The following is a 25984-nucleotide window of genomic DNA, read 5'->3' as shown; positions in this document are numbered from 1 at the left end:
TTCAATCGCGTACGCTGGCGGCAGTAATGCGGAATAGCGCCGCCACTACCAGAGCTGCCATGATCGTTACCAATCCATCGCTCAGCTGACGCCAGATAAAGTTTGATCGACTGAGTTCGATCCAGCTGGTCTCGCCTGCAATCCAGAAGGCGGCGGCCTGCAGGGCGATGCCCAGATACACGGCCAGCATCGGCAGCGGCGTTGGCGTCATGCGCGCCAGGATTCCGGCAGCGAGGCCCATCAGGGCATGCGGCAAAATACTCAACCATTCAAAGTAGCCGCCGCCCGGGGAGACTGCATTGAATGCGGTGCCCAGTAATCCAACTGCGAGGCCCGCCCAGGGGCCAAAGAGCACGCCGCCGAGCACGGGCACGATGCGGTTTACGCTGATGCTGGCGCCTGGAAAAAAGGGATTCTCGGCAACGCTGCGAGCATTGCCCAGCAGTACGTAGATCACGATCATCAGCAGGATCGGAAAAATCAGGCGGCGCAGCGGGCGTTTCCTGGGCGACGTGTTCAGCATAGCTTCCGGCTGTCGAATCAGGCGCCTGGCTGGCGGCCTGCAACTGATTTCACTCGCCCTCGGCCTCAAGAAATGTTGCGATTTCAAACCGGCTCAGGGCCAGTCGATTGCCTTCGGGATCCAGGAAATAGTCGCTGTATTCGCTCTGGCGGAGTAGCGCGACGCCCGCATCGGCAAGCGCAGCCAGCAATCGCTGACGCTGGCGATCATCGACGTTGATGGCCAAGAGAAAGGCGCCGGCCGGACGCATTGCCGGCGGCAGCGATGGCGCTGCAGAAGCCGCCTGCGCGTCGGCAAGTTCCAGCATCAATACGCTGGGGCCCAGGTTGAACCAGACGGCGCGCAATTCGCCGGCGGTCCCGAAGCGGCGCGCCAGTTCCGATAATTGTAGCGTCTGGCCATAGAAGTGCGCCAGCGCCGGCAGATCGCGGGCAAACAGCGCAAGATGATTGATTGCTGGCTGAAATCGCGGCATCGCTTTCTCCAAAATGTACGCTGAATGAGATTGCCGGCAAGGGCGCCTCTTCCAGATTCGAGCGCATGCTTGCCAACCTCCCCTTCCTGCAGCCGGCCGCGCACCGTCCGCAATTGCCGCAGGCCGAGGTGCAACGGCGCTTCCCCTGGTTGCGCTGGCAAATGCTGGAAGCGACCTTCATCGGCTATTCGCTTTTCTATCTGGTGCGCAACAATCTGGCGCCGGTGCAGGCCGACTTCGGCGCAGCGCTGGGCTACAGCAAGAGCGAACTGGCCGACTTTGCGGCCATCACCGCAATTACCTATGGAGTCGGAAAGTTTTTCATGGGGGCCTGGTCGGATCGCTCCAACCCGCGCACCTTCATGGCCCTCGGCCTCGCGCTGACGGCGTTCTGCAACTTCGCCTTTTCGGCAGCGCATGACTACTGGCTGCATCTAACGCTGTGGGGAATGAACGGATTGTTTCAGGGCATGGGTTGGCCGCCCTGCGGTCGCACGCTTGGCCACTGGTTCAGCGAAAATGAACGGGGCCTGAAGTTTTCGATCTGGAACACCGCGCACAACGTCGGCGGGGCAAGCATCGGCGCGCTGGCCGCACTGCTCACGAAAGTCATCGGCTGGCAGGCCGCCTTTTACATACCCGGCGCGATTGCACTGGCTGGCGCCCTGTACCTCCTTGCGCGTCTGCGTGATACGCCACAGTCCCTCGGCTTGCCATCCATTGAAGAGTTTCGCAACGACTATCCGCCGGCAGGTCGTGAAACGCATGAGAAGGAACTGAACATTCGCGAGCTGATCATTGACAACGTGCTGACCAATCGAATCATCTGGACCTTTGCGCTGGCCAATTTCTTTGTCTATATTGCGCGCTATGCAATGATTGACTGGGGTCCGCATTTCTTGAAAGAGGCGCGCGGCGTGGATATTGTTGCCGCCGGATTCAGCACCTCGGTGCTGGAAACCGCCGCCATCCCCACGACGATCCTGGTTGGCTGGTATTCAGATCGATTGAAGGGGCGGCGCGGTTTGGTCAGCCTGCTGTGCATGGTGATTGTCACTGGCGCGTTTGCCGTACTGGTCTACGCACCGCACAGCGAGCTGTGGGTCGTCTATGCGGCCTTTGCGGTCATTGGTTGTTTCGTCTATCCCGCTGTTGCTTTGATTGGCATTGCTGCCCTGGACTTTTCATCGAAGAAGGCAGTGGGCGCTGCCGCCGGCTTCATTGGGCTGGCGGGCTACAGCGGCCGAGCCGCCATGGCCAAGATTTCGGGCGTGCTTGCCGAGCAAAGCTGGGACCAAATGCTCTACTTTATCCTTGGCTGTTCGCTGCTCTCGGTATTCCTCCTGATCTTTACCGTGAAACTGCGCCCCCGCGGCTAAACCGCGGGCGATCGGCAAGGCTGTTCTGCTTGACCGCAGCAATCCGGGAGACACCTTCTCTGGCAACTACCGATGGAGTATGCAATGAACTTGCGCAAACCAATCTTCCTGTTTATCCTGCTATGTCTGGCAGCATTCACGCTCTGCAGTAAACTGCTGGGCGGCGCCATCGACGACGCCACCATCGAAAAGTACATTCGCGCCGCAGACGGCATGCGCGCCGCAGGCGCGCCTGGCGGACAGGGCGGCGACGATGCGCAAATGGAAAAAATCGCTCGCGAAGCGGGATTTGAAAGCCTGGCCCAATTCCAGCAGACCAACGCCAAGATCGCCCTGGCCTTCAGCGTGGTCAAAGCGCGCTCCTTTATAAAGGAACTGGAGCAGAAAAAGCAAGAGGGTCTGGCTGAGATTCAGCAACAGCTGGCGCGCAACGACCTGCCAGCCGAAACCCGACAGCAGCTGGAAAACTCGCGGCAGACGATCGAACGCGAATTTGAATCCAACAAGGCCACAGCCGAAGCCGTAGTCAAAGCAACGGGGATGTTTGTCGACGATGAGACCTCAGCAAGCGTCGAGCGCCACGCACAGCGCCTGGAGCAGGCGCTGGCCGGACAGGATCTCGAGCAATTCCAGCGTTGAGATACGGAGAGCGGCAACGACCTCAGCGCAGGCGAAAAAGTCGAACCGGGGCCTCGCGCCCGCGGATCTGCACCGTTGGCAATTCGCGGGCCTGCAATCCGCGGGCGACAGCGTCGGCGCCAAGCTGGCTCACCACTGCATCGGTGGCCAGAAGCTCGCTGCCATGCTCTTTGTTCAATTGTTCTACGCGCGATGCGAGATTGACCGTGTCGCCAATAATTGTGTATTCCTTACGATCTGCTGAACCGACGCTGCCGGTCATTGCCGGCCCGGCATGCAAACCAATGCCGACGCGAGTGGGAGCGATCTGTCCGCTGCGATTCAGCTGATCGATGCGCTCCAGAATTTCCAGCGCGGCCCGCGCTGCGTTGTCCACATCTCGCCCTTCGCTGGAGATCGGCGCGCCGAATACGGCCATGAAGCCATCGCCTAGAAATTTGTTAACGATGCCCTTGTGGCGGTTCACAATTTCAATCAGCTCTTGAAAGAGCGTATTCAGATAGAGAATGACCTCCTCCGGACCGCGCTTTTCAGCAAAGGCCGTGAAATTTCTGATATCCATGAACATCACGCAGACGTGCCGCATTTCGGGCGGCAGTTCCTGCTTTTGTTGCAGCAGCCGATCGACAACTTCCGGACTCACATACTGACCGAACATGCCCACGACCCGATTGCGCTCCTCAACCAGATCAAGAGAATGCGACAATCGCAGACGCAACTGGCGCCCCACAAAACCGGCCACGAGGCCGGCCACCAGCAACAGCGCTGCGCGCGCCATGGCCGGGACCGTCGATCGCAAGTAGGACGGCGCCAGATCCGCCGGTATCTGCGGAAGATAGCGCTAGGAGAGCGCCGCCAGCCAGATGGCCGCCGTCAAACCGGTTAGCGCGGATAGCCCCATGCGCAAACGCAAGATGGAAAGGATGATAAACAGAAAGAAGATCAGTGTCAGCGGCGAAAGCAGGGCGAAAAGCGGCGACGTCAATCGTTCACAGAGAATCCAGAGGAGCATTCCGGGAATCGATGTTTCCAGAATTGTATGCAGGTGGCGCGGAACGTCGGGAAAACGGCGGCGACGCGCAATCAGAAATCGAAGCGCCAGCGCCAGACCGCTCTCGTACAGCGCCGCGCCTACCAGAGTAAAGAGCAGCGCTTCAAAGGGGAACTGCATGCCCAGCGACTCATTGAAAGAGTCTTTTGCCAGGAGATAGATCGCCAGCCAGACAAGTGCGCCGCTGGCGACAATGCTCAACACTGCCAGACTGCGAATGCGCTCGGATTTCAGGATTTCAATATCCAGCAGCTCATCGGTCCGACCCGGCGTAATGCGCAGCAGCCAGCGACGGGCGATCCACTTTGGCTTCGGACTCATGACCCAGCAGGACGCTTCCAGCGCCCCATCGCAAGCGCGAATCGCCGCTGGCATCGGTCTGCCCTGCGGAGCGATTCAGCGAACAGGCTGCTGGCGCTGCAAGCGCTCAAGGGCCTGCAGTTTCTTGCGCGCCAGATCCAGGTAGGCGCGCGCGTTCTGGCTGCCTGGATCGATGAGCAGTGCCTGCTCTAGCTTTTCGATGGCCCCTCGATAGTCGCGCCCGTGATAACTGGTCAGACCTTGCTCCAGGATGCCGTCAAACTCCCCGCGCAGGCTATGGCGCAGCCGGGCGGCATCGGCGTTCATGCACTCGCCGCCAGCAAAGATGCGCAGCGCTTCGATGCTGCGCCCCGAGGCTTCCGTCTGCCTTCCGCGCAATCGGTTGCGTTCGCAGAGTTCCGTTTGCACCTGGCGCAGCTGCCCGCGCAATTCTACATTGTCTGGACTGAGCGTAAGCGCTCGCCGCAAGGCGCTTTCTGCGCCGCTCAAATCGCCGCGCGCCTGCGCCTGGCGGGCGCGATCGCGTTCGGCCTGCAATTCGCGACCGGAGAGTTTTTCCACGGTGAGCGAAAGGTAGCGACGCAGGGCGGGATTTTGCGGGTCCACCGAAGCGGCCCAGGCAAATACGCTGCGCGCCGCTTCGTAACGACCTTCGAGGTAAAGGTCCAGACCGGCGCGCTGCGCACGAGCCGACTGGGCGCGCAGGCGAAGGCTGTCCGGCGCGCGGATGCCGATGCCCTCCAGAGCCTCGTCGTTGATCCAGAGCTGGTAAGCGGCGGAATCCAGAGGATGCATTCCCTCTTCGGCGCAGTTGCCGCCCGATAGTATGCGATTTGCAAGTTGTGCGCTAAGTGCTCCGGCATGAAACGCGTCCGGCGCATAGCCAAAGCTTGCGCCCAGACGAACCAGCGGCGCAAAGCCCGCCATCAACGGAATGCCGCGCGAACGACTGAACTCGACCAGAGCCTGAAAGCTTTCGCGCCCAAAGGTTGGATCGGCGGGCAAAAAGACAGCTTCGATATCCTCGGGCGCCTGGGCCAGCTGCGCCCGCAGTCGCGCCAGCGAGGGCGCATTGGCCCAGGTAAGCGAAAGATGCTGCTGGTCTTCGTGCAGACGCAGGGCCAGAGCCGAAAATTCGCCCTCCTGACTGGCATAGACGACGTAGATGCGCCGCGCTCCCGGACGCAACTCGCGCAGGGCCGAGATGTAGTCATCGGTTGGAACTGGCAGGCTGACGCCGCAGAGATCCTGATGCAACTCGCGCAGTCGATTGGGCGAAGGGGCCAGCGCGGCCAGCACCGTCGCTTGCTGAGCATACTGTAAAGCAAAGGCGGCGGCGGCGCCGCCCAGCGGCAACAGGATCAAGCCCGGGCGGTCCAGATTGTCAATCAACGCTTCAGCGGCGGCCGGCGCCGACTGGATGTCGATGTAGTGTACCTGCAATTCCGATTCAAGCGACGACTCAATTCCCAGCAGCGCTTCCTGGTAGTATCCGCTATCAGCGCTGACCAGAGCGTGTACGGCAGCAGTTGCCGATTGGCCGCCGCTGCTGTCCGCTGCAGAAGCCGGCTGCGGGGACGGCGCCTGGACCGGCGCTTCTGCGGAGGCCGCGCAGGCGCCCAGCATCAGCGCTATTGCAACTAGAATTTGTAGCCGATGCTCAGCCATACGTTGCGTTCCTCAAGCGGATGGCGCGAAGGATAGAAGCTGCCATCGGCAATGCGAATACCCGGATCGTAAGCGCTGATATCCCCGGCGTTGCGGATCAACAGAGCGGCGTAAAATCCAGACCATCCCAGAAAATTCTCCCATCGAATATTGATGTGGGTCAAGTAATAACCGGGAATCGTTCGCTCCGGGTTATTGGCAATGGTGCGACGAACGTCATAGTGAATAACTCGAAGGCTGACGCTCAAATCGGTCCACGGGCGCCAGACGACGCTGGCAAAGACGCGATGCGGCGAGATATTGGGTATGTCGCCGCGCTCATCGCCGACGCGCCGTCCGCTGTAGCTTGCCAGATAGTCGCGCAACGGATCGTCCCCCGGTCTGCCGCGCACCGAAAGCGGTGCGCTCTGCTCCGGCGGCAGGTTGCGATATTCGCCATGATTGTAGTTGTAGCCCAGGTCAAAGTTCAGCGACTCCCAGGGGCGCGCATCAAGGCGCGCCTCTGCGCCGTAGACCTGGGCGCGACCCACATTCTTGTTTTGATTGTAGTAGCCGCCTACCGGACGCGGCTGGGTGGTTTGCACCTCCAGCAGGAGGTCGCTGATTTCATTGCGATACAAGGCTGTTTGCAGGTAGTAGTCGCGCAGGAAGCGCAGGCCAGCTCCAAATTCATAGCTGCGCATGCGCTCCGGCTTCAAGTCAGGATTGGAGCGACGTTGTGGCGTTTCGTTGTACAGCTCCCAGGCGGTCGGCGCACGGAATCCAGCGCTGGCCACGGCCTTGAGCGAAAGCCAATCCCAGGGCTGGTAAGTCAGGCCCAGGCGCGGCGTGTGCGCATAGCCGTAGTCCGTATTCAGGTCGTAGCGATAGCCAAGCAGCACCGTCCAGGCATCCAGCGGCAGGATTTGCACCTGAAGATAGCCGGCATAGGTAGTGGATAGAAAGCGCTCGGACACGCCGTAGCCGCGCGGCGTACTTTCCTGCGTTGTTTCAATTCCGGCGATGGTTTGCAGCCGGCGCGAGGCGTTCCATTCCAGCTTTTCCCGCCATTCCAGCGAATAGTCGGCGCGCGCATACTTGTCGTTAGTTGTGAATCCCTTAGTATGATCCAGACGGTAGTAGTACAACGGGTCCGGCGGATCGACCGTCACGTCGCTGCTGCTGCCCAGCACTTCCGTATGGCGCACGCCGATCTCGCTTTCCAGCGAAAGCGACTGCGCCAGGCTCGCATTGTAGCCCATGGTCGCGGCATTGTTGCGAAAATCCCAATCGGAGCCCTTAAAACGCATCTGGTGCGTGTCGACCTGGGCGCCGGCGTTGGCAAAGGTTCCGTAGGGCTGTCGGAACTGCCAGTTCACAGTGCGCAGTGAAAAGCCGCCCGATTGAAAACGAGCGGTGATGTTGTAGTCCTCCTGAGCGGAGGCGTCGTAGTACGGCGACCAATCGAATCCAACAGCATCGGCGCCTGGCGTGCAGGGACCGCCGCACAGCGACTTTTCCAGCTGCCAGCGCGGATCGTTTTCATCAACCGAACGCGGACGCAGCGACTGCCGATCGCCAAAGTAGGGCCCGCGCGTACTGTTGAACCAGGCCGAAGCTGAGTAGTGCATTTCGCTGTCATTGCTGCGACCGCGCGAGGCAAGGGCGGCGTGCGCTCCCGGCGAATAGCCGCGATCCAGATAACGACCGTAGCCGACCTCGGCCTCGGCGCCAGGCGAGACATCTCCGCCTTTGGTAAAGATCTGAATAACGCCGCCAAAGGCGTTGGCGCCATAGAGGGCGGACGATGGTCCCATCACCACCTCAATGCGCTCTACATTGAAGAGCGGGAAGTGCAGCGTGCCGTTGCGCGGGGCGCGCTCGCTGATGTTAGTATCCAGTACGCCATCTACGTAGACCAGGGTTCGCTGGTTGTTGCCAACCAGTCCGCGCGGATGCACCAGTTCTGGAAAGATGCCGTAAACGTGAATGGTATCGAAGCCCGGCAAATCTTCCAGAGCGTCGATCAGAGTGCGGTAGCCTCGTTCACGGATCTGCCGTTCGGTAATGACGTATACCGTCGAGGGCGTATCGCGCAGTCGACTCTGGCTGCGCGTTGCCGTAACGACCGTTTGATTTTCCAGCAGTTCAAAGGCTTCGCGCGCAGCGGCCCGCGATCCCTCCTCGCCTGGCCAGAGGGCCGCGAGATCCTCGCGCGCCCCGGAAGGCGTTTGCGATTCCAGGTTGTCCTGACGCAAACGCAAATCCGGATTCAATTGCGCCTGCCGCACCACACGGCCGGCAAAACGCTCGATGGCCTGCCCATCGCTCTCTTCCAGGTCGCGCCGGACATGAGAAAGTGCGGCGCTGGCGCCCGGCAGGTCCAGCACGCTGTTGCGCGCGGTAGCATCGATCACGCGACGGCGGCCGCGATCAACAATCAAGCCATAGAGGCTGACCCGGCCGGCGCTGGAACGAGCGTAATAGCCGCCCACGGCCAAGCCTGCGCCCGCCGGCAAATCCGAGAGCGAACCGTTGCCGCGCTCCACAGCGTAGCCCTGGGCGGCAAAAGCCGTGGCCAGAGCCGTTTGTAACTGCTGCTCAAGCGGCTCATTGCGCCGCTCACCTTCCGCCGGCTGGAAAACAGCAATCCATACAGTGACGGAGCTATTTTCCTCAGCCAGCGCCGGCCGCAGCAGGCCCAGCTGCGCCAGCAGCAGAAATGCAATGCAGCTCAGCCGCTTCACTTGCTGAATGGACTGCCGCCGCATAGTTTGGAAACCTTTTCTCCGTTGATTGGCTGAAAACTGACGCAACCTGGCGTGGATGGTGCGAACATTAGAATTTGTAGCCTAAACTCAACCAGATATTGCGCTCCTCGATGGGATGGCGCGTGGGGTAGTAGTCGCCGGTTGCGTTGCGAATGCCCGGATCATAGGCGCTGACATCTCCTGCGTTGCGCAACAGCAGACTGGCGTACCATCCCTGCAGGCCAAAAAGATTCTCATAGCGGATGTTTAGCTGCAGCAGTAAATAGCCGGCTACGGTTTTTTCTGGATTGCTGGCAATTGTGCGACGGATGTCGGCGTAATTGGCGCGCAGGTGCAGGCTGAGGTCGAGAATCGGACGCCAGGTCAGGCCTACAAAAACGCGGTGCGGAGCGATGTTGGGGATATCGCCGCGTTCATCGCCGGGACGCGTTCCGGTTGCCGCGCCAATGTAGTCGCGCAGCAGATCATCGCCCGGTCGGCCGCGAGTCGAAAGCGGCGCTGCTTGCCCAAGCGGGAGATCAAAGTAGAAGCCGCGATTGTAGCTGTAGCCCAGAGCCACGTTGATCGATTCCAGGGGCCGCGCGTCCAGCTGCGCCTCCGCGCCAACAATCCGGGCGCGGCCGACATTTTGATTTTGATTGTAGTAGCCGCCTTCCGGTCTGGGCAGCGCGCTCGCCTGCGCTTCCAGCAACAGGTCGCTGATCTCGTTGCGATAGAAGGTGAACTGCAAATAGTAGTCGCGCAAGAAACGCAGGCCCGCGCCCAGCTCATAACTGCGCATTTGCTCAGGCTGCAAATCAGGATTGGCGCGACGCTGAGCCGTTTCGTTGAAAAGTTCCCAGGGCGTCGGCGCGCGAAAACCGGTGCTGGCCATGGCGCGCAGCGTCAGCCATCCAGCGGGGCTTAAGGTCAGGCCGACGCGCGGCGTATGCGCCTGGCCGTAGTTCGTATTGAAGTCATAGCGATAACCAATCAAGACCTCAAGCATATCGATTGGCAGGAATTGAGCCTGCAAGTAGCCAGCGTAGGTGCTGAACACATATCGCTTGGCTGCGCCGTAATCTCGCGGCGTGCTTTCCTGCACCGCTTCGACGCCGGCCAGGGTCTGCAGACGGCGCGAAATATTCCATTCCAGCTTTTCGCGCCACTCCAGCGAATAGTCAGCCCGGCTGTAGTTTTCATTCAGCTTGAAGTCGCCGCTACGGTTTAGATCGTAATAGAACAGCGGATCGGGCGCACGATTGACGGTTACATCGCGACTGGAGCCCAGCAATTCCGTGTGCCGTACTGCTATCTCGCTGTTGAGCGATGCAGCGCTGGCAATGTTCCAGTCATAGGCCAGAGCAGCGGCATTGTTGCGAAAATTCCAGCCCGAACGCTGAAACCCAAGCTGATCGGTATCGACCAGGTTGCTGCCATTGGCAAAGGTTCCGTCGGCCTGTACATGCTGCCAGTTGACAGTGCGCAGTGAGAAGCCGCCAGCCTGCAGGCGTGCGGAGAGATTGTAGCTTTCCTCCTGCGATGCATTGTAGTAAGGCGACCAGTCATAACCAATGGCGTCGGATGGGATGACGCACGGTCCGCCGCAGGCTTCCTTCTCCAGTTGCCAGCGGGGGTCGTTCTCGTTGACCGACTTAGAGCGCAAGGATTGTCGATCGCCAAAGTACGGACCGCGCGAACTGAAAAACCATCCAGCGGCGGAGTAATGCATGTCCGAATCGCTGCTGCGACCGCGACCGGCCACAGCCCCGTAGGCGCCGGGCGCGTATCCAGCATCCAGGTAGCGACCATAACCTACTTCCGCATCGCCGCCGGGCGCTGTGTCGCCGCCCTTGGTGAAGACTTGAATCACGCCTCCAAAGGCGTTGGCGCCATAGAGCGCGGAAGACGGACCCATCACTACCTCGATGCGTTCGACGTTGAAGAGCGGGTATCGCAACGAGCCGCCAAGCGTTGCACGCTCGCTGATATTGTTGTCGAGAATGCCGTCGATATAGATCAGCGTGCGCTGATTGTTGCCAACCAGGCCGCGCGGATGCACCAACTCTGGAAAGATGCCATACGTATGGATGATATCAAAGCCCGGAATGTCATGCAGCGCGTCGACCAGGGTGCGGTAGCCTCGCTCGCGAATCTGGCGTTCGGTCACGACGTAAACCGCCGCCGGCGACTGACGCAGCGTACGCTGGCTGCGCGTGGCGGTGACCACCTTCTGGTTTTCCAGAAGTTCAAAGGCTTCGCGCGCCGCGTCGCCCGCTTCCTGCTCGCCAGGCCAGAAGCCGGACAGATCCTCGCGCGCATCTTCCGGCGAATGTGCCAGCAGATTGTCACGTCGCAGCCGCAGCTCGGGATTCAACGCCGCCTGTCGCGCGACGCGCTCCGCGAAGCGTCGAATGGATTCGGTATCGCTCTCCTCCAGTTCGCCTCGCACGCGTCCAAGGGCCTGATCGGCGCCTGGCAAATCGAGCACGCTGCTGCGCGAGGCGCCGTCCACGATGCGCTGCGATTGACGATCGGCTATCAGCCCAAAGAGATGGAGGCGGCCAGCCGCCGATCGGCGATAATATCCGCCAATTGCCATGCCCTCGCCCGCTGGCGCCTGGGCCAGGGGCAGCTGGCCGCGCTCGACGATAAAGCCGCGCTGCTGCAGGGCCACAGCCAGCTCTGCCTGAAGCAGGCCTTCCAGCTGCAAATCCGCCGGTCCCGGCCCGCTGCGCTGGAATTGCGCCAGCCAGACGCTGCGCGGACTACTTTCCCTGGCGGAAAGCGCCAGAGCAGGATGCAGCAGCGTCGCCAGAAGTCCCAGAAGCAAAGGGCCGACGCCAGACCTGCAAAATCTCACATCCAATTTGGAATCCTGTCTGCAAATTGGAAAAGCAATTCTTCGGCTGGCGGGCAATTCTGCGCTCCGCGAAGAAAATGGATGGATTGCCGGCGAACTGGCATGCTCTTGATCTGGGTATCGACGCGGAGCGCTCCGCAGTCATGGCGCAGGGGGCTGCCATGTACCTGATTGATGCCTTGCGAAAACGGCGAGCGGGCCAGTTGCTTTTCAATGCAATTGAACTGGAGCGGCGCGAGCAGTTCCAGCTTGCACTGCAACGATTGGAGCAGTTCGGAATGCTGAAATCGCCAGCGCCGGAGGCGCTGCATCTGGCCTGTCGACTTGGTTCGCGCGTCGCCTACGTTCAGGCGCTGCTGTCCGCTGGCTTTCTGCAGGTGATCGACCAGCCGGACCGACGCGGCTACAGCGCCTTGCACATGGCGGTGGAATGCGGCGACCTGGAAACAACACAGCTGCTGCTGGAGGCTGGCGCCAATCCCAATGCGCGCGACCATGAAGGCGTCACGCCGCTGATGCTCAGTCGATCCTATTCGGCGATGGCCGAAATCAGTTCCGCACTCCTGGCGGCCGGCGGAGACCCGAGTCTTGTGGATAAGAATGGCAAGTCCTATTTGATGTGAGACTGGCTCGCAGAAAGTGCAAGGGATGCTATTTTCATCATAAAAATTGATTGAATCAAAGAAAGGGCTGCCCTGAGATCTGCCCGAAATCGGCGAAGGTCCAGCCAGCAGCGTTGCTGAGCTGCCGTCGCCGCGCGCAGGGGGCGCCATGAAACTCAAGCCATTGCTACAACTCATTTCCTGTCTGGGTCTTCTTGCGCCGCTGGCGCTATCGGCGCAGAGCCTTCAGATGGAATTCAATCTTGGCTATCAGCCCGAATTCCGCAGCGACTCGCACAGCCGTCTGATGCGCGATACGGAGTGGGACATTTCTGCCAATGGCGATATTGTCGCCGGTCGCACGCCCACTGCCATTACGCCAACCGGGCGTCGACAACTGCCGCTGGCGCTCTACTATGTTCACGATCTGGGCAGCGCAGCCCTGCGTCTGGGAATCCAGTACACACTGCACCGCTTTGAAGGCGAGATGGGCAACGAGGATCTGGCCTTTGGCGCTGTATCTGGCATTACCTATGTCAGCAGCGGCCGGCAGGAAATTCAAAACTATCGCATCCGCCAGAACGACTGGCATCTGGGACTGGTATTGAATAAACTACCTGGCGGATTGGAACTGGAGCCCTACATTTCCCGGCACAGCTTCAGCGAAGCCTTTACGCGCTTCCAGGTACAATCCACTCTGATTTCCGGCAGTTCGGTGGTCAGTGTTACCAACTCGACGATTGATGCGGAACGGAAATTTCACGGCATAGCGCCTGGCTTGATTCTGCGCCTGCCGCTCGCCGGTCAGCGCAGCAATAAGGATCGCGTTTCCTTGCTTGCCGAGTTTCGTTCCATGCCAACCGTCACCATCGCCAGCCCGCTGGAGATCGATCGCGGCGCCGGTTTGATCGGAAGCGGCAGCGTCAGTAACTCCGTCTTTTCGCTGTCCGCTTCGGCGATACAGTACAATGCAAGGCTGGCCATGCGCGAATACGCACTGGGAATTGAAGTCGAGAGCGACTCGCTGCGCTGGCATATTGGCTACCGGGAGCAACGCTACACTCGCAGTTACGCCAATTACATCACCCTGGCAACTTTCACCGGTCTGCGCGGGCCAGCGCCTATTGGTACGGTCTATGGCACAACGCTGCTGCCTTCCGGCGATGTGCTGGGAGACTTCGCAGTTTACGGCAAAGAACAGCACGAGACCCTGGCCGGCATCGAAACTGGAATCAGCTTCGATATCGATTTCAAGTAGCCCTTCGCGCCTCGGGATCCCTCGGTCAGCGACCTCCAATAGCAGTGTGTGTCGCTGGCCGATGGCAATCAGCTGTCCGCGCTCTACCATTCGCACAGCTTCCGGATTGACCTGCCTGCGGCGGCCTCGCTATTCTGACTTCAATGACCCATGTGGTAAATTTTGGCCGAGGGGTTCGCGAGGCCTTTGGCGATTCCTACGATGATTTTGTTCAGGGTTTGAACGAAATCGCAAAGAATCAGGAAATCGACGTCGTTCGTCAGGTCGAAGAGCGCTTCCACAGGGTCGTCCTGGAAGCCAAAACCGAGCTGCGCGATGAAATCTCTCAGGTTCGCGTAGAGCTAAAAGAGGAAATCTCCCAGGTTCGCGTAGAGCTGAAAGAGGAAATCTCCGAGGTTCGTGTAGAGCTGGCCCGAACGCGAGGCGACCTGGAGACCCGAATGGCGCAGCTGGACGCCAGGATCGCCGCGCTCCATGTGTCGCAGCTGCGCTGGATGTTCCTCTTCTGGATTGGGCAGGTCGGAGCGACCGTTGCCATTATCAGCCTCTTACTCCGCCACTGAACGTGCCGCCGACGCCGGGCGCAGGAGGCGGGAGGCGGGAGGCGGGCATAAACCGGAATGCGGCAGGATGAGACAGACTCGCCGCTGGCCTGAAACTCCAAAACCAAAGAATTTGCTTGAAAAAAAAAAAAAGGGAAGCGGAGGATCGACCGGATGGCCGTTTCCCTTACCCTCTTTCAACGCCGGCCGCTGCTGGGCCCGCAGGCAGACGAAAGCTCTGCAGCTCGAATCAAAACGCCGCCGGGCCTGAAACTGGCCGGAATTGTCTATCTGCTGCTGCCGGTCGCCAACCTCCTCTACAGTTTGGCCGCCCTCAGCGCAAACTGGAGGTCGCTCTTCGCCGCCTATTCCCTGCTGGCGCTGGTCCTGTTTCTTACTGCGCCGGTTGTCGCCTTCTGTCTATTGCGTGTCAGGCGATGGGGATATTTTGCCTTCCTGATTCACGCTGGAGTCTTGATGGGCTACAGTCTTGCCCTTTTTCTGGCGGCGCCGACGGTAGCACGCAGCGGTGAAATCGTTCGTTCGGCCGCGGCCCTGCTGCTGCTTGGCTATTTCTTGCAGCGCGACATTTCGGCGCCCTACCTGAACGCTGGCTGGCGCGGTTTCCGTCGCCGGCCAAGACAACTGATTCAGACCGGACTATTGATTGGCGATCAGCGAGCGACAACTCGCGACCTGAGCGTGCTCGGCTGTTACGTCAATCTGCCAGCAAATGCCGCTGAGCAGTATGCCATCGCTCAGAAGCAGCGCGTAGAGTTGCAACTTCATCATGGCCTCACACTGAATATCAGCGCCGAAGTTGCGCGCATCGACCCCGACGGCCTTGGCCTGCGTTTTTATACAAGCGCGGCCACCCGCCGTGCGATTCGCCAATTCTTGAAGCTTGTTTTCCCGAAACGCTATGTTATCTCGCTGCAATGCGCGGTTGAAGTCGATGGCAGAAAGCAACCGGCAAATATGCTGAATGTTTCCCGCGACGGCGCCTATCTGGCTATGGCCGCCCCGCCGGCGCCAGAGACCGAGTTGGCCGTCGTTCTTTCGGCTGACCAGAACTCCGCCGCGCTCCGTGGCCAGGTCATGTGGAGCAATCCGCAAGGGCTGTTCCAGAAACCGCCGGGCTTTGGCATCCGCTTTATTGCTCCCGGTACTGTAGATAAACATGTGATTCGGAAACTCATCAAGCAAGGAGAAAGGTCGCGATGAATCGCTGGAGAGCTGCTGCGCTCAGTGCGCTTCTATTTGTGGGATGCATACCAATGGAAAATCCCGACGACAGCGCGCTTGTGCCCACAGTACTTGCGCTGCTGGCAACGCGTCCATCGCCCGATGTCGTCCCGATCCAGCTTGTTGACACTCTCTTTCCGACAGAGGGACCGTACGCTTTGATCGCCGGAGAAAGGGAAGCGATTCAGTACGCTATGTACGACCGCTATACAGAGGGATTTTACGAACCGGAGTTTCAGGAAATGATGGCCGCTGATATGGTGAGCACAATGGAGTACGCCAGGCAGGAAGACGGAACGACCTTTGAATCGTTACAACAGGAACTGATCGCCGATGTAACAAAACAACTACCGAAGCTGCCCGTGCCCTTTCTCTATCGTGTGCGCTATATGTGCGCCAACAGCGCCATCATGACCCATGAGATCGCGGATATGCCGGGCTTTACGGACCACGGCCTGGACGCCGATCAAATGCAAAAGTCGACAGAGAACATGCTCGCCCTCTACCGCCAGGTGAGCGACGAGCTGCGGCGACGCGGCGAGTTACAGGGCGCCGATCCGTGAACCGGGTCCATCGCGGCGGGCGATATGCCACAGCGCTCTTGCTCTGGACTGGGCTTGTAAACTTGAGCGCCTGCCTGGGCGATCAAAGTCCGCAAGCAAAGGCCACGGACGAATCAAATGAATCGATACGCATGGTGTATGCGTTCATGTTATACTATGCAATTACTACTCCCTGCGACCGGGAGCCGTCTCGCGTCGTTCAAGTTCCTGGCGGCGTGCTCTGGGATTCGACGCAGGCGGGAGACAAGCTGCAGTTGCACCTAGGATCGAATGCGGACCTCGCAGTAGTTTATCTGCAAACCACAGCGGCGCCGCCCTACACAGTGAACATGACCACCGCGGCCAGCGCCGTCGGCGATATTGAAGCTATATACAACACCACTACGATACGCGATTCCTATGGGCCGAATGACGGCCCAAATCCCAGCCTGGCGATTAGCAGCGGAGCTCCGGCCACGGTTTGCTTTCTGGTCTTCCAGAAACGTACACCGCCAGCGGCTTTTCAGATCCAGATCAATTGAATATTTGTAAAGGTTGCTTGCTCAAGAGGAATAAATATGAATCCACGCATCGCACTTTGTGCCTTCGCTGTCTGCGCCTTCAGCGCAGCGGCGGCTGCCGCGCCGCTGCCTGAAGGCGGTTATCTACCGCTCGACGCTGCACAAGTCTATGGCGCAGAAAATGCTTTACGCTGCAATTTTGACAACATGCACCTTGGTCCGCGCGATTCCTTTCACGCCATGTGGATTGGCGACTCGGTGGGCGCCTTGCATGGCGTGGAGCCGGCTTCACAACTTGCGTGGCGTGTCGGCAGCGGTACGGGCGCCATTGTCAACAAGCGCTGGGAAAATTTTATGACCAATCCGCCGCCGCGCACCGGACCCGTCTGGCGCATCCTGAATACGGCCATCCCCGGCCAGCACGCCTCCATTCAGCGGAAATTCATCGAGGACTGCCTTGGCGACAATGCTCCGGCTCAAGCGCGCAGCAACTTCGATCGAACGGCGCCTTACCGGGTCATTATGGAGATTGGCGGAAATGACATTCGCGACGGCGTCCCTCTGGTTGGCATCAATCCGCATTATGCTCACTATCAATTGAACGCCATCCTCAACCATATTGGCCGAATGATAGCCCTCTTGCAGCAAAACGGGCGTACTGTGCTGCTCGTTGGCTATCATCCATATTCTGCGTCGACCGTGGTTGGAGACATCGCGCCCAAAACCAGCCTGCTGGAGCCATTCTGTGGCGTTAATACGCCGGGTCTTGAAGTTATCAGCGCCGCCGGCGGCCTTGTTTGCGCTATTAATGGAACGCTCCTCGATGCTGTGGGCGCAATAGCGAATCCAATTTTTGATTTGATCAACAAGCAGCGCCGCTGGCTCTATGATACCATCGGCTATCGCGGTTTTGAACGCGGTCTGTTTCCCTTTGTTCAATACAACTCCGATTTCATGCGTTTTTTCCGCGGCGTAGACCACTCCCTGGGGCGTCTGCTGGGCATGAATACCAGCCTGACGGGGCTCTTTGAGGATCCCGCAGCAAGATTTCAACAGCGCAATGAGAAAGGCCTGAACGGCTACTTTGACCGGCTCAAACACGGCATGCCCTGGATGGACTTCTGGAATCTGATTCAGGAAACTCCGCGCTATGAAACCGGCTGGGCTGTGATGTACGCCCTGCCCAACAAGAGCAAGGCTGTATCAGCAATGATCGTGATGCTTGGCCGGCGAATCCAGGAAAACTATGTGGCGCAGGGCGTCCCGATCCCAGGCACCTCGAGACGGACGGTCGAATATGTTTCCATGGAGCCCTACTTCCAGCACCCGTATGTAGAATGGGCCGGCCGCAATGAGCTCTATCATGATGATGTTCATCCAAATGCGGCCGGCGCTCAGCTCTGGGCCGATGTCCTGTCAGCAAAGATGCGCCAATTGGACTATGACATTTATCTCAACGATTTTGATTTTACTCAAAACAACTGGCGCGACTGGTCCGAAGCGCCGATCGACCCCTATGCTGAGGATCTGGCGCTGCTGATCGCATGCTTTTTCTTTGGATATTGCAAATAGTGGAACGGTATTATTTTATGTAGTGAAAATATGATTGATGTACCTAAAGCAATTGGAGGCGCTTTGAAAAAAGAGCGCGATGCTATTGTGCAGCGACGCTTCCACGCTGCAGTCGTCGGCATCCTGCTTTTGACCGGCTGCTTGCCGTTCGCAGAAGAAAAAGAAGACCAGGCGGCCGAAGACGTACGCAATTTGACGTTTGCCCTCGCGCTGCGCACCGCTCTGGGCAATACCCCGGCCTGCGCCAGCGAGAGCTTCAACCAGCTTTCCGTGGGCTCAACCTGGGATTCCAGTACGCCGGGCAGTGTTTTGACCCCCTTTGCCGGCGGGGCCCTGTTCATGATCAGCACCAGCGGTCCAGCGATTATCACTGTGACTACCAGCGGAAGCTTTACGGCGCGTGTTGTCCTGTACACGAACCCTGTGCTCGTCGGCGCTTTTGCCAACGACCCGACGCAGCCGCTTCCGGCGGCTGTCGCCAATCTGTGCTTCGAAGTACAGATCATGGCCGGGGCCCTGCCCTTTCAGGTGCTGGTGAACTGAGCCATGCTGCGCCGGTTACAGAAGCTCGCCACAGCGGCGGCGCTGTTCGCATTGAGCGGCGACTTCCTGCGCTGCACCCCCACTGTTCCCGAGGACCAGGATATTGCTTATGGCGCGGCAATTGCTGGAATACTCTGGCTGGGCAGCCAGACTTCTCCGTGTGAAGTGAATCCGACAAACTTAATCGCAACGGGCGTGCTCTGGTCATCCGCGGACCCCGGCAGTTTACTCTTGAACTTTGCCAGTGGGCGTGTCGCCGCATTTGTGCGTACCGAAGGCGATGGTCCCTTTACCGTTCAGATGTTTACCAACCCCGGTATCAGCGGGGTACTCAGCGCCTACGACCGCGGACGATCATTCGCGACTGCAAATGGCGAAGATCCCATGCTGAGCGGCTTGCAATCGCCAATGTCATACCTCTGTCTTGCGGCAAGTACGACGCCGCCAAATGAACATTTTCAGATTCAGATCAATTGAGGTCCATATGAGAACCGCCACATTTGCAATCGCTTTCTACCTGCTTGGAGCGGCGAGCCTCGCCGCACAAACACCGCCAAATCCCGATGGCGGGGAGGTGCAGGCGGACGCAGCCAACGTTTGGGCGGGCGATGGCCCCTGGCGCTGCGATTTCAGAGAGATGCATATCGGTCCTCCGGAGTCCTTTCACGCCATGTGGATTGGCGACTCGGTCGGCGCACTATTGGGCGCGGCGCCCTATGGTCCGGTGTTTCGAGTCGGCAGCGGTACGGGCGCTATCGTAACGAAACGCTGGGAAAACTTCATGACCAATCCGCCGCCGCGCACCGGCGGCGCCTGGCGCATTTTAAATACATCCGTGAGCGGCAATGTCGCCTTCAACCAGCGACAGTGGGTGGAGGGCTGCCTGGGTACGGGCGCCACGCCCCAAACCGTACAGCGCTTTCGCGATTCGACGCCGGGACGGGTGATCATGGAAATTGGCGGCAACGAATTCCGCTATGGCCGGTCGATCCCCGGCTACATCAATCCACACTATGCCCACTATCAGGTCAACGCGTCGTTGAACAACATTGGACGCATGATTGCTTTGCTGCAGCAGAATGGACGCACGGTGCTGCTGGTCGGCTATCATCCGTACAGGGCGTCCAACGTGGTTGACGAACTTTCGCTCGATGATCCAAATCTAATCGAACAGTTCTGCGGAGCATATACCGAAGACGTCGAGGTGTTGAATGCCAGCACGGGGCTTGTTTGCTCGGTAGGCGGAGCGCTTCAAAAGGTTATCAGCGCCGCGGCAAAACCATTTTTTGATGCAATCAACAAATATCGTGGCTGGCTCTACGATCGTCTAGGCTATACGGGCTTCAACCGCGGAATCATTCCTTTTGTCCAATATAACTCCGATCTGATGCGCTTCTGCCGGGGCGTTGATCTCTCCCTGGGTCGATTCCTGGGCATGAACTCAAGCCTCACCGGGCTCTTTGAGGATCCGGCAGCACGCTTCCAGCACCGGAATGAAAGAGGCCTCAATGGCTACTTTGACCGGCTAAAACCGGGCATGCCCTGGATGGACTTCTGGAATTTGATCCAGGAAACGCCGCGCTACGAAACCGGCTGGGCTGTGATGTTCGCCCTGCCCAACAAGGATAAGGCGGTTTCGGCTATGATCGTGATGCTCGGCCGCAGAATGCAGGAGAACTACATCGTGCAGGGTGTTCCGATTCCCGGGACGAACCGACGCACGGTAGAATATGTTTCGATGGAGCCCTACTTTCGGCATCCAGGCCTGGATTGGGCCGGCAGAAATGAACTCTACCAAGACAGTATCCATCCCAATAACGCGGGCGCAGCGCTCTGGGCTCAGGTAATCGCGCAGAAGATGGCATCGCTGGAATACGATGTATACCTGTCAGACTTCGAATTTACAAAAAATACCTGGCGCGACTGGTCTGAATTACCGGAAAACCCATTTGGCGAGGATCTGGGACTCCTGGTGCTTTGCTTCTTTTTCGGTATTTGTAAATAAATGACAAGATTTCTGATCATAAGCGCCGGCCTCGGCGGCTGGCTCCTTGCCGCTGGATTGGCTTTTCGTCTGCTTGGACAGGGATCCGCCGCTGTAGACGATGTGGAAGAGTGTCGACCCTTGCCAGAACACGCTGCCGCGATACAAATGGCGCCCCGGGCCAGTGCGCCGCCATTGATGGAGGTGTACGTTAGACCGCACCCGCCTGATTTCAAGGTCGGACGCTGGGTTCAATTTCGAAGCTACCGCACTTTCCTGCGCGATGGGATCGAACGGGTTCAGTTTCGAGGAGCAGAAACTACTACGGTGAATAGCGAGGCAATCGAATGGCCAAGACAGCGCCGCGCATATCAATAGCTACAATCGTTTTGCTCGCGGCTATTTCTGGAATCCCGGTGCGCTTGATTGCACAGCAGAGTTCAGAAATGCCCTTCCTTACCGATCGCCAGGGACGAGTGGTGCGGGCCGAATCCGTGCGCCAGGGCGATCATGTTTTTGTGCGCGACGAATCAGTTGGCGAAGAATTTCCCATCGACTGGTTTTCCGCGTCTCATCCAGCTTCCTTTCGAGCGGAGGCGAGCAGAAGCAATCCGCTTCTGGCGGCGGCGGAGTCCATTTATCGACTTGATGCCTCTCAGCGCTATCGCTGGTTTGGCGAAGAAGATCCGCCTCCGCTGCTCTCTGATGTCAATGTACGCATAGCGAAGGTATCTCTCGTCGCATTGTCTGCGATTGCCTACTATAGAGTTGCGGAAGCGAATCGTGCAATTGCTCAAAGCATAGAATTCATAAATGCCGACTCCAGAAGGGCCAAATTCCGGCAGCGTCGGACAGAATTTTCAGCAGTTGCAAGCCTGACGACGATTGCTTTCCTGGCCTACGCTATTTACGCCTACGCCTACTTTGGAACAGACGCGGCCGGCGCTGATTTGAATGTCGCCGCAGAACCGGCGTCGCTTCGTCAATATCTGGAATTGCTGCGACAGGAGCAATCGAACCGCGACGATTTTTACCGAGGAACACAATGGCAATTCGCCTGGGCCTTTGCCTGGTAGTCATTGTGGGCCTGGAGAGTTCCGGGTGTCTGGCAATCGAATCTCCAGATATTGAAGGCAGCGTTACGGGTACGCTCCTCTGGCAGCAGCTGGCCATCGAAGCATACTGGAATCGAGGGTCCTGTGTCATTCGCGTCGATCACGAATCGCTGGCCGGAACCTCCATCTACTTTTGCACCGGGATGACCCGGCAGTATTGCGATGGCAGCGCGATCTGGACTGCCGCGGAAATGGCTGGATTGAATGAGTCATTTACGTCCGTTGCCAATCAGTATTTATTCTGCGCCGGGGACGCCGCAAACGAAAGCGCTTTCATTTCCAGCCTTACTGCTCCGAATTTTCCGTTGTTTGCCAGAATGGGGGCGAGCAGAAGCGCCTATACTGCCAACATCAATTTTGCGACAGTAACGGACTGCAGCATTGCAGGATTCGCCGCTGGCCCGCAGGGTAATCTGCTTAGCAACAACGAACTTCGCCTTTTTCAAACCGGGGCCCTCTGGCTCAAGCGCTTTGCGGCCAATTCCAGCTGTCGCCAGGGAATAGCGCTGTCGTCAGCGGAGGCTGGAATAGATTCCGCATTGACGAGCGCCAAACGACAGCTCTTTCAGGCCTGCGACGCTGGAGCCAACGATGATCCGGCGCTTGAAAATTGTTCGCCGATGACTCCCGCTGTATTTGGTCAGTGATAGTTGTAGTTTACACTCCCCGGCGCTGCCGGGCAAATCGTCAGCAGCCATCCCCGTCGCTTTTTTGATTTCGCTCCAGGCCCGGCCTCAAATCCTGCGCACCCATGGCGATTGAAAGCGTACCCATTGGAACTCTCCCCCCTCCTGGCGAGGCGCCGCAAAAGATGCACGCGCAGTTGATTCGGCCCAGCCGCTACGGCGAGCCAGTCAAGGCCTTTCAGCAAGAATTGATCGATGTGCCGGAGATCGCCGCCGACGAAGTGCTGGTGGCGGTGATGGCCGCCGGCGTAAACTACAACAACGTCTGGGCGGCTATGGGCTATCCCGTCGATGTCATTGGCGCGCGCAACAAGAAGGGCGAGAAGGAAGAATTCCACATTGGCGGTTCGGACGCTTCCGGAATCGTTTATAAGATTGGCGCCGATGTCAAAAGCGTTAAGGTCGGCGACGAGGTGGTCGTCCACTGCGGAATCTGGGATCGCAATGATCCATGGGTAAAGGCCGGCAAAGATCCAATGCTGGCGCCATCGCAATTGATCTGGGGCTACGAGACCAACTGGGGATCCTTTGCACAATTTTGCAAGGTGCAGGGCCACCAGTGTCTGCCGCGTCCCAGACACCTTTCATGGGAAGAATCAGCGGCCTACATGCTGGTCGGCGCTACCGCCTACCGCATGCTGCACCACTGGCAGCCAAACTCGGTGCAACCAGGCGACGTGGTTTTGATCTGGGGCGGCGCCGGCGGGCTGGGCGTTATGGCCATTCAGATTGTCAAAGCCGCCGGCGGCATTCCCATTGCAGTGGTCAGCTCCGACGACAAAATCGAATACTGCAAGCGCCTGGGCGCGGCTGGTTGCATCAATCGCAACAAATTCAAACACTGGGGCGCACTGACCAGCGACATCAACAAGCCGGAGGTCTTTGTCGAATGGACCAAAGCGGCGCGCGAGTTTGGCAAAGCCATCTGGGAGATTGCCGGCAAGGGTAACAATCCGCGCATTGTCTTTGAACATCCGGGCGAAAGCACCATTCCCACCTCTGTATTTGTCTGCGAAACGGGCGGCATGGTGGTGATCTGCGCCGGCACCAGCGGCTTCAACGCCACCGCCGACCTGCGCTACCTCTGGATGCGTCAGAAGCGTTTGCAGGGATCGCACTTTGCCAACGACGAAAACTGTAAGGGTCTCAATGATCTGGTTTTACAGAAGAAAGTCGATCCCTGTCTTTCGCGCACCTTCAAGTGGGAAGAGACCGGCGAATGCCACCAGTTGATGCGCGAAAACAAGCACCCCCATGGCAATATGGCTATCCTGGTGGGCGCAAGAGAAGCCGGTCAGGGTCGCAGCTGAGGGCCGCTGCGGGCGAACTCCAGATGTACCTGGCTCGCTGGTCGTGGCCTCTGTAGCCCGTGGCGTCAGACAACGTGGTCCAGAGAAATTTCGGGGAAAACTTCTTTTACTCGTGCAAGCGTCAGCAGAGCGGGGTTCGCTTTTCGAGGCGATTCCAGACGCTGGTAGCTATAGAGATTTTTCATCCCGAGCATTCTGGCCGCCTGCTTCTGGCTGAGCCCCCTCCGAATTCGTGTTTGGCGCAGGGCCTGGGCGAAGGCGATCTTAGGATCGACCGCAACCGCAAAGATGTTACGTCCTGCAAGCCGCCGGCGTGGCGCCGCGAATAGGATTCTGGAGTCATCCGCCTCATTTAAGTACAGATCCAGCGCCTCTTTTGCATTGCGCTCCAGTACTTCACGCGAATTTGCCTGAGTGCGGCACCCTTCCAGCTCAATGCATTCGGCCCAGAAGCCGTCTTTGCTGCGGCGAGTTTTGAAATGATAAACCATAAATTACTTTCCGCTTGATGATTCGAGACGCTTCAGCAAGGCGCGTTCCAGTCCCCGCTTTAGCTCTTTATGCATCGGAATGGTTTCGCGCTCTACTCCTTTACCTACGACCACATGACTGCCCCGCTGCCGCAGGATGCTCCAGCCCGCTCTCTTGTAGAGGGCGAGCATCTGGCGACCGCTCAGTGGCACGAAGCACTTTGCCAACTATAATTGGCAAAGTCAATCGATTCCTGCGATCGCGCCGGTACTCGTCCTCTGCGGCATGAAAGACAGCATTGAGCTTCAAATTCAGACTGGCGCGGACCAGAGGCTCGGCGCTTCGCAACGGACTGCGTGCGATCATAACAAAGACCGATTGAACTGCTAAAGACGGCTATTTTACAATGGGCTATGCCCCCCCCCCCCGGAGAGTCCTGTTTACGGCGTCGATTGTAGCCTGGAGCGTATTGCTCTCTGGCTGTATCGGGATTGTCGACCAGGGGATCGAGCCAAATAAGAATGAGGAATCCTTTCCAGCCTATCCAACCAGTAGCCGGCGTCTCTGGATTCCGTACCTGCCGCCGACGCCGCCGCAGTCTGCGCCGGACAATCTCGATGCAATGACTGCCGATGAGCAGCAAGCTGCGGAAGAAGCCATCGCCCAATTTGGTTTTTGCGGGCTGCAAACGGCAGAAGGATGGCAGGAGCAGTCGCTGCCGGCGATGAATATCGACGAATTGAAGGCGCTGCGCCGCTACCTTGCCAGCGCACTGGTGATTGCCGAGACCAGTCGCTTGAACAACGATCCGGAGTATGGCATACCCGAGGAGATTTTCGAACTCAGCATTGAGAATCTGCTGGCCTACCGGACAAAAGTCAATGAGGAGCTGCGCCGTCGCGGCGTGCATCGAATCGAATGAAGACGCCAATCAATTATCCAAGCGCGCTGTTGCTGCTTGTGCTCAACGCCGGCGCCTGCACTCACGATGACCACGGTCCGTACGATTTCGGAACAAAACGGGCCAGCGACAACCTGCTCCGTGGCTTTATCTTCTTTGGCATCTATCGCGAATATATTCCGTGCACTTCGCCCTATGTCCGATATTTTTCACCGGGAGATAGCGCTACCACAGGATTGAGCCCGGGAGGCGGGGCTTTGTCTCCGATTTATGCAATTGGCTGCTCAACGAATCCGTGGACATTTACAGTCACGCCCAGTGCAGGAATCGATGCCGTAATTGATCGCGTGAGCTGCAGCGGCGGAATTCCTGTGATTGTAGCCGACACCGGCGGCCCCGGCGTTTCGGAAAGCATCAGTGGACCTGCCGGCTGCAATGTCGGCAATAATGCGGCGCACTTCTTTGAAGCAAAGAGCGGGCCGGGGAATCTGTTGATTCAGTTCAATTAGGAGAGCAAGAAATGGATCGGTATGCGAAGGTTTCTCTTATTGTTATAGCTCTATTCTTACTGGCAGCAGAGGGCCTCCAGGCTCATGAAAGAATGGATTGACCTTCATAAAGTTGATCTGCAGACTGTTTGGCAGCTCGCGGTCGAAATGAAGCCGCTGCCTCAAATTGAACCTTTGCCCTGAGTCCCATGAACTTGCATCGTGTTCAATCTGTCCGTCCGCTTGAGAGCTTCCGCCTCGATATCACGTTTGATGATGGGAAGAGTTTCTGCTTTGATGCCAGCAAACTGCTAGCAGAGGGTGTGTTTCAAATTCTCGCAAACCCGGCCGAGTTTGCGCGGGCCAGTGTCGATCCGGTCAGTGGTTGTGTTGCATGGCCAAATGGCATGGACCTGGATACTCAAGTACTCTACTATGAGGACATGTTAGGACAGAAGCTTCCGGTAAAAGAGAAAGGCGCGGCAAGCTTACCGTAAACAAGCTGTATTCTTGCCCAATAGTCATCCTTGTGAACCTGCCCCCGTTAAGTTGGCAA

General features: G+C 58.4%; 26 protein-coding genes and 1 pseudogene. 19 read left to right on the top strand and 8 right to left on the bottom strand.

Annotation, left to right across the window (positions count from 1 at the left end; translation table 11 throughout):
* Position 1: 1 nt before the first annotated feature.
* Positions 2-523 carry an ECF transporter S component gene (locus K1X75_06210; protein ID MBX7057641.1) on the bottom strand — a complete coding sequence of 174 codons (522 nt, stop codon included), beginning with the start codon at positions 521-523 and terminating at the stop codon, positions 2-4.
* 49 nt (positions 524-572) lie between these two features.
* Positions 573-998: a VOC family protein gene (locus K1X75_06205; GenBank protein ID MBX7057640.1), complete on the bottom strand. Its 426-nt coding sequence runs from the start codon at positions 996-998 to the stop codon at positions 573-575.
* A gap of 65 nt (positions 999-1063) precedes the next feature.
* Here K1X75_06205 and K1X75_06200 point away from each other — a divergent pair, with 65 nt between their 5' ends.
* On the top strand, positions 1064-2377 hold the full coding sequence (locus tag K1X75_06200; protein MBX7057639.1) for an MFS transporter: 1314 nt from the start codon (positions 1064-1066) through the stop codon (positions 2375-2377).
* A gap of 84 nt (positions 2378-2461) precedes the next feature.
* Positions 2462-3016 carry a hypothetical protein gene (locus K1X75_06195; protein ID MBX7057638.1) on the top strand — a complete coding sequence of 185 codons (555 nt, stop codon included), beginning with the start codon at positions 2462-2464 and terminating at the stop codon, positions 3014-3016.
* 22 nt (positions 3017-3038) lie between these two features.
* On the opposite strand, the pseudogene K1X75_06190 reads toward K1X75_06195, so the two are convergent.
* From K1X75_06190 to K1X75_06175, 4 genes and pseudogenes are all read right to left on the bottom strand, one after another.
* Positions 3039-4388, bottom strand: a pseudogene (locus K1X75_06190) (adenylate/guanylate cyclase domain-containing protein).
* Between the two features lie 75 nt (positions 4389-4463).
* Positions 4464-6056: a hypothetical protein gene (locus tag K1X75_06185; GenBank protein MBX7057637.1), complete on the bottom strand. Its 1593-nt coding sequence runs from the start codon at positions 6054-6056 to the stop codon at positions 4464-4466.
* Positions 6029-8806 carry a TonB-dependent receptor gene (locus K1X75_06180; GenBank protein ID MBX7057636.1) on the bottom strand — a complete coding sequence of 926 codons (2778 nt, stop codon included), beginning with the start codon at positions 8804-8806 and terminating at the stop codon, positions 6029-6031. The genes K1X75_06185 and K1X75_06180 overlap by 28 nt, the downstream gene beginning before the upstream one ends.
* 67 nt (positions 8807-8873) lie before the next feature.
* Entirely contained in the window at positions 8874-11618 is a 2745-nt protein-coding gene (locus K1X75_06175; GenBank protein MBX7057635.1) for a TonB-dependent receptor, read from the bottom strand.
* 107 nt (positions 11619-11725) lie between these two features.
* Here K1X75_06175 and K1X75_06170 point away from each other — a divergent pair, with 107 nt between their 5' ends.
* The 14 genes from K1X75_06170 (at position 11726) to ccrA (ending at position 23568) form a co-directional block, all read left to right on the top strand.
* Complete coding sequence (locus K1X75_06170) at positions 11726-12271, top strand: ankyrin repeat domain-containing protein (protein ID MBX7057634.1); 546 nt, start codon at positions 11726-11728, stop codon at positions 12269-12271.
* A gap of 148 nt (positions 12272-12419) precedes the next feature.
* Positions 12420-13508, top strand: coding sequence for a hypothetical protein (locus K1X75_06165; protein MBX7057633.1), 1089 nt, complete (start codon positions 12420-12422; stop codon positions 13506-13508).
* Positions 13509-13651: 143 nt separating this feature from the next.
* Positions 13652-14071 (top strand): hypothetical protein, encoded by a 420-nt coding sequence (locus K1X75_06160; protein ID MBX7057632.1) that lies wholly within the window; start codon positions 13652-13654, stop codon positions 14069-14071.
* Between the two features lie 153 nt (positions 14072-14224).
* Positions 14225-15274: a PilZ domain-containing protein gene (locus tag K1X75_06155; GenBank protein MBX7057631.1), complete on the top strand. Its 1050-nt coding sequence runs from the start codon at positions 14225-14227 to the stop codon at positions 15272-15274.
* Positions 15271-15858 carry a hypothetical protein gene (locus tag K1X75_06150; protein MBX7057630.1) on the top strand — a complete coding sequence of 196 codons (588 nt, stop codon included), beginning with the start codon at positions 15271-15273 and terminating at the stop codon, positions 15856-15858. Before K1X75_06155 ends, K1X75_06150 begins: the two co-directional genes overlap by 4 nt.
* Positions 15855-16379 (top strand): hypothetical protein, encoded by a 525-nt coding sequence (locus tag K1X75_06145; protein MBX7057629.1) that lies wholly within the window; start codon positions 15855-15857, stop codon positions 16377-16379. Before K1X75_06150 ends, K1X75_06145 begins: the two co-directional genes overlap by 4 nt.
* 36 nt (positions 16380-16415) lie before the next feature.
* Complete coding sequence (locus K1X75_06140) at positions 16416-17930, top strand: hypothetical protein (protein MBX7057628.1); 1515 nt, start codon at positions 16416-16418, stop codon at positions 17928-17930.
* 30 nt (positions 17931-17960) lie between these two features.
* A complete protein-coding gene (locus tag K1X75_06135) occupies positions 17961-18473 on the top strand; it encodes a hypothetical protein (GenBank protein ID MBX7057627.1) in 513 nt (170 codons plus the stop codon).
* Between the two features lie 3 nt (positions 18474-18476).
* The gene (locus K1X75_06130; protein MBX7057626.1) at positions 18477-18950 is read left to right on the top strand and encodes a hypothetical protein; all 474 of its coding nucleotides are present in this window, start codon (positions 18477-18479) and stop codon (positions 18948-18950) included.
* A 7-nt stretch (positions 18951-18957) separates the two neighbouring features.
* Complete coding sequence (locus K1X75_06125; GenBank protein MBX7057625.1) at positions 18958-20478, top strand: hypothetical protein; 1521 nt, start codon at positions 18958-18960, stop codon at positions 20476-20478.
* Complete coding sequence (locus K1X75_06120; GenBank protein ID MBX7057624.1) at positions 20479-20835, top strand: hypothetical protein; 357 nt, start codon at positions 20479-20481, stop codon at positions 20833-20835.
* Positions 20805-21533, top strand: coding sequence for a hypothetical protein (locus K1X75_06115; GenBank protein ID MBX7057623.1), 729 nt, complete (start codon positions 20805-20807; stop codon positions 21531-21533). Before K1X75_06120 ends, K1X75_06115 begins: the two co-directional genes overlap by 31 nt.
* Positions 21503-22219 (top strand): hypothetical protein, encoded by a 717-nt coding sequence (locus tag K1X75_06110; protein MBX7057622.1) that lies wholly within the window; start codon positions 21503-21505, stop codon positions 22217-22219. The genes K1X75_06115 and K1X75_06110 overlap by 31 nt, the downstream gene beginning before the upstream one ends.
* A 104-nt stretch (positions 22220-22323) precedes the next feature.
* Positions 22324-23568: a crotonyl-CoA carboxylase/reductase gene (gene ccrA / locus K1X75_06105; GenBank protein MBX7057621.1), complete on the top strand. Its 1245-nt coding sequence runs from the start codon at positions 22324-22326 to the stop codon at positions 23566-23568.
* A gap of 65 nt (positions 23569-23633) precedes the next feature.
* Here the strand turns inward: ccrA and K1X75_06100 are convergent, their stop codons facing one another.
* A complete protein-coding gene (locus K1X75_06100) occupies positions 23634-24059 on the bottom strand; it encodes a type II toxin-antitoxin system HicB family antitoxin (protein ID MBX7057620.1) in 426 nt (141 codons plus the stop codon).
* 3 nt (positions 24060-24062) lie between these two features.
* Entirely contained in the window at positions 24063-24230 is a 168-nt protein-coding gene (locus K1X75_06095) for a type II toxin-antitoxin system HicA family toxin (protein MBX7057619.1), read from the bottom strand.
* Positions 24231-24445: 215 nt separating this feature from the next.
* Between K1X75_06095 and K1X75_06090 the strand changes: the two genes are divergently transcribed.
* The 3 genes from K1X75_06090 (at position 24446) to K1X75_06080 (ending at position 25925) form a co-directional block, all read left to right on the top strand.
* A complete protein-coding gene (locus K1X75_06090) occupies positions 24446-24961 on the top strand; it encodes a hypothetical protein (protein ID MBX7057618.1) in 516 nt (171 codons plus the stop codon).
* Positions 24958-25449, top strand: coding sequence for a hypothetical protein (locus tag K1X75_06085; protein MBX7057617.1), 492 nt, complete (start codon positions 24958-24960; stop codon positions 25447-25449). Before K1X75_06090 ends, K1X75_06085 begins: the two co-directional genes overlap by 4 nt.
* Before the next feature lie 188 nt (positions 25450-25637).
* Positions 25638-25925: a DUF2442 domain-containing protein gene (locus K1X75_06080; GenBank protein MBX7057616.1), complete on the top strand. Its 288-nt coding sequence runs from the start codon at positions 25638-25640 to the stop codon at positions 25923-25925.
* Positions 25926-25984: the final 59 nt, after the last annotated feature.

The organism is Leptospirales bacterium (assembly GCA_019694655.1).
Classification (GTDB): Bacteria; Spirochaetota; Leptospiria; order Leptospirales; family Leptonemataceae; genus SSF53.
Note: the sequence above shows the minus strand (reverse complement) of the source record. Positions and strands in the feature narration are given on the sequence as shown.

Excerpts from the sequence above, each read along its gene's own strand:
- K1X75_06110 (MBX7057622.1), top strand. The coding sequence starts at position 21,503 with ATGGCAATTCGCCTGGGCCTTTGCCTGGTAGTCATTGTGGGCCTGGAG.
- K1X75_06085 (MBX7057617.1), top strand. The coding sequence starts at position 24,958 with ATGAAGACGCCAATCAATTATCCAAGCGCGCTGTTGCTGCTTGTGCTC.
- K1X75_06200 (MBX7057639.1), top strand. The coding sequence starts at position 1,064 with ATGCTTGCCAACCTCCCCTTCCTGCAGCCGGCCGCGCACCGTCCGCAA.
- K1X75_06205 (MBX7057640.1), bottom strand. The coding sequence starts at position 998 with ATGCCGCGATTTCAGCCAGCAATCAATCATCTTGCGCTGTTTGCCCGC.
- K1X75_06080 (MBX7057616.1), top strand. The coding sequence starts at position 25,638 with ATGAACTTGCATCGTGTTCAATCTGTCCGTCCGCTTGAGAGCTTCCGC.
- ccrA (MBX7057621.1), top strand. The coding sequence starts at position 22,324 with ATGGCGATTGAAAGCGTACCCATTGGAACTCTCCCCCCTCCTGGCGAG.
- K1X75_06195 (MBX7057638.1), top strand. The coding sequence starts at position 2,462 with ATGAACTTGCGCAAACCAATCTTCCTGTTTATCCTGCTATGTCTGGCA.
- K1X75_06165 (MBX7057633.1), top strand. The coding sequence starts at position 12,420 with ATGAAACTCAAGCCATTGCTACAACTCATTTCCTGTCTGGGTCTTCTT.
- K1X75_06095 (MBX7057619.1), bottom strand. The coding sequence starts at position 24,230 with ATGCTCGCCCTCTACAAGAGAGCGGGCTGGAGCATCCTGCGGCAGCGG.
- K1X75_06160 (MBX7057632.1), top strand. The coding sequence starts at position 13,652 with ATGACCCATGTGGTAAATTTTGGCCGAGGGGTTCGCGAGGCCTTTGGC.
- K1X75_06185 (MBX7057637.1), bottom strand. The coding sequence starts at position 6,056 with ATGGCTGAGCATCGGCTACAAATTCTAGTTGCAATAGCGCTGATGCTG.
- K1X75_06115 (MBX7057623.1), top strand. The coding sequence starts at position 20,805 with ATGGCCAAGACAGCGCCGCGCATATCAATAGCTACAATCGTTTTGCTC.
- K1X75_06170 (MBX7057634.1), top strand. The coding sequence starts at position 11,726 with ATGGATGGATTGCCGGCGAACTGGCATGCTCTTGATCTGGGTATCGAC.
- K1X75_06130 (MBX7057626.1), top strand. The coding sequence starts at position 18,477 with ATGCTGCGCCGGTTACAGAAGCTCGCCACAGCGGCGGCGCTGTTCGCA.
- K1X75_06155 (MBX7057631.1), top strand. The coding sequence starts at position 14,225 with ATGGCCGTTTCCCTTACCCTCTTTCAACGCCGGCCGCTGCTGGGCCCG.
- K1X75_06090 (MBX7057618.1), top strand. The coding sequence starts at position 24,446 with ATGGGCTATGCCCCCCCCCCCCGGAGAGTCCTGTTTACGGCGTCGATT.
- K1X75_06125 (MBX7057625.1), top strand. The coding sequence starts at position 18,958 with ATGAGAACCGCCACATTTGCAATCGCTTTCTACCTGCTTGGAGCGGCG.
- K1X75_06120 (MBX7057624.1), top strand. The coding sequence starts at position 20,479 with ATGACAAGATTTCTGATCATAAGCGCCGGCCTCGGCGGCTGGCTCCTT.
- K1X75_06100 (MBX7057620.1), bottom strand. The coding sequence starts at position 24,059 with ATGGTTTATCATTTCAAAACTCGCCGCAGCAAAGACGGCTTCTGGGCC.
- K1X75_06150 (MBX7057630.1), top strand. The coding sequence starts at position 15,271 with ATGAATCGCTGGAGAGCTGCTGCGCTCAGTGCGCTTCTATTTGTGGGA.
- K1X75_06180 (MBX7057636.1), bottom strand. The coding sequence starts at position 8,806 with ATGCGGCGGCAGTCCATTCAGCAAGTGAAGCGGCTGAGCTGCATTGCA.
- K1X75_06140 (MBX7057628.1), top strand. The coding sequence starts at position 16,416 with ATGAATCCACGCATCGCACTTTGTGCCTTCGCTGTCTGCGCCTTCAGC.
- K1X75_06210 (MBX7057641.1), bottom strand. The coding sequence starts at position 523 with ATGCTGAACACGTCGCCCAGGAAACGCCCGCTGCGCCGCCTGATTTTT.
- K1X75_06135 (MBX7057627.1), top strand. The coding sequence starts at position 17,961 with ATGATTGATGTACCTAAAGCAATTGGAGGCGCTTTGAAAAAAGAGCGC.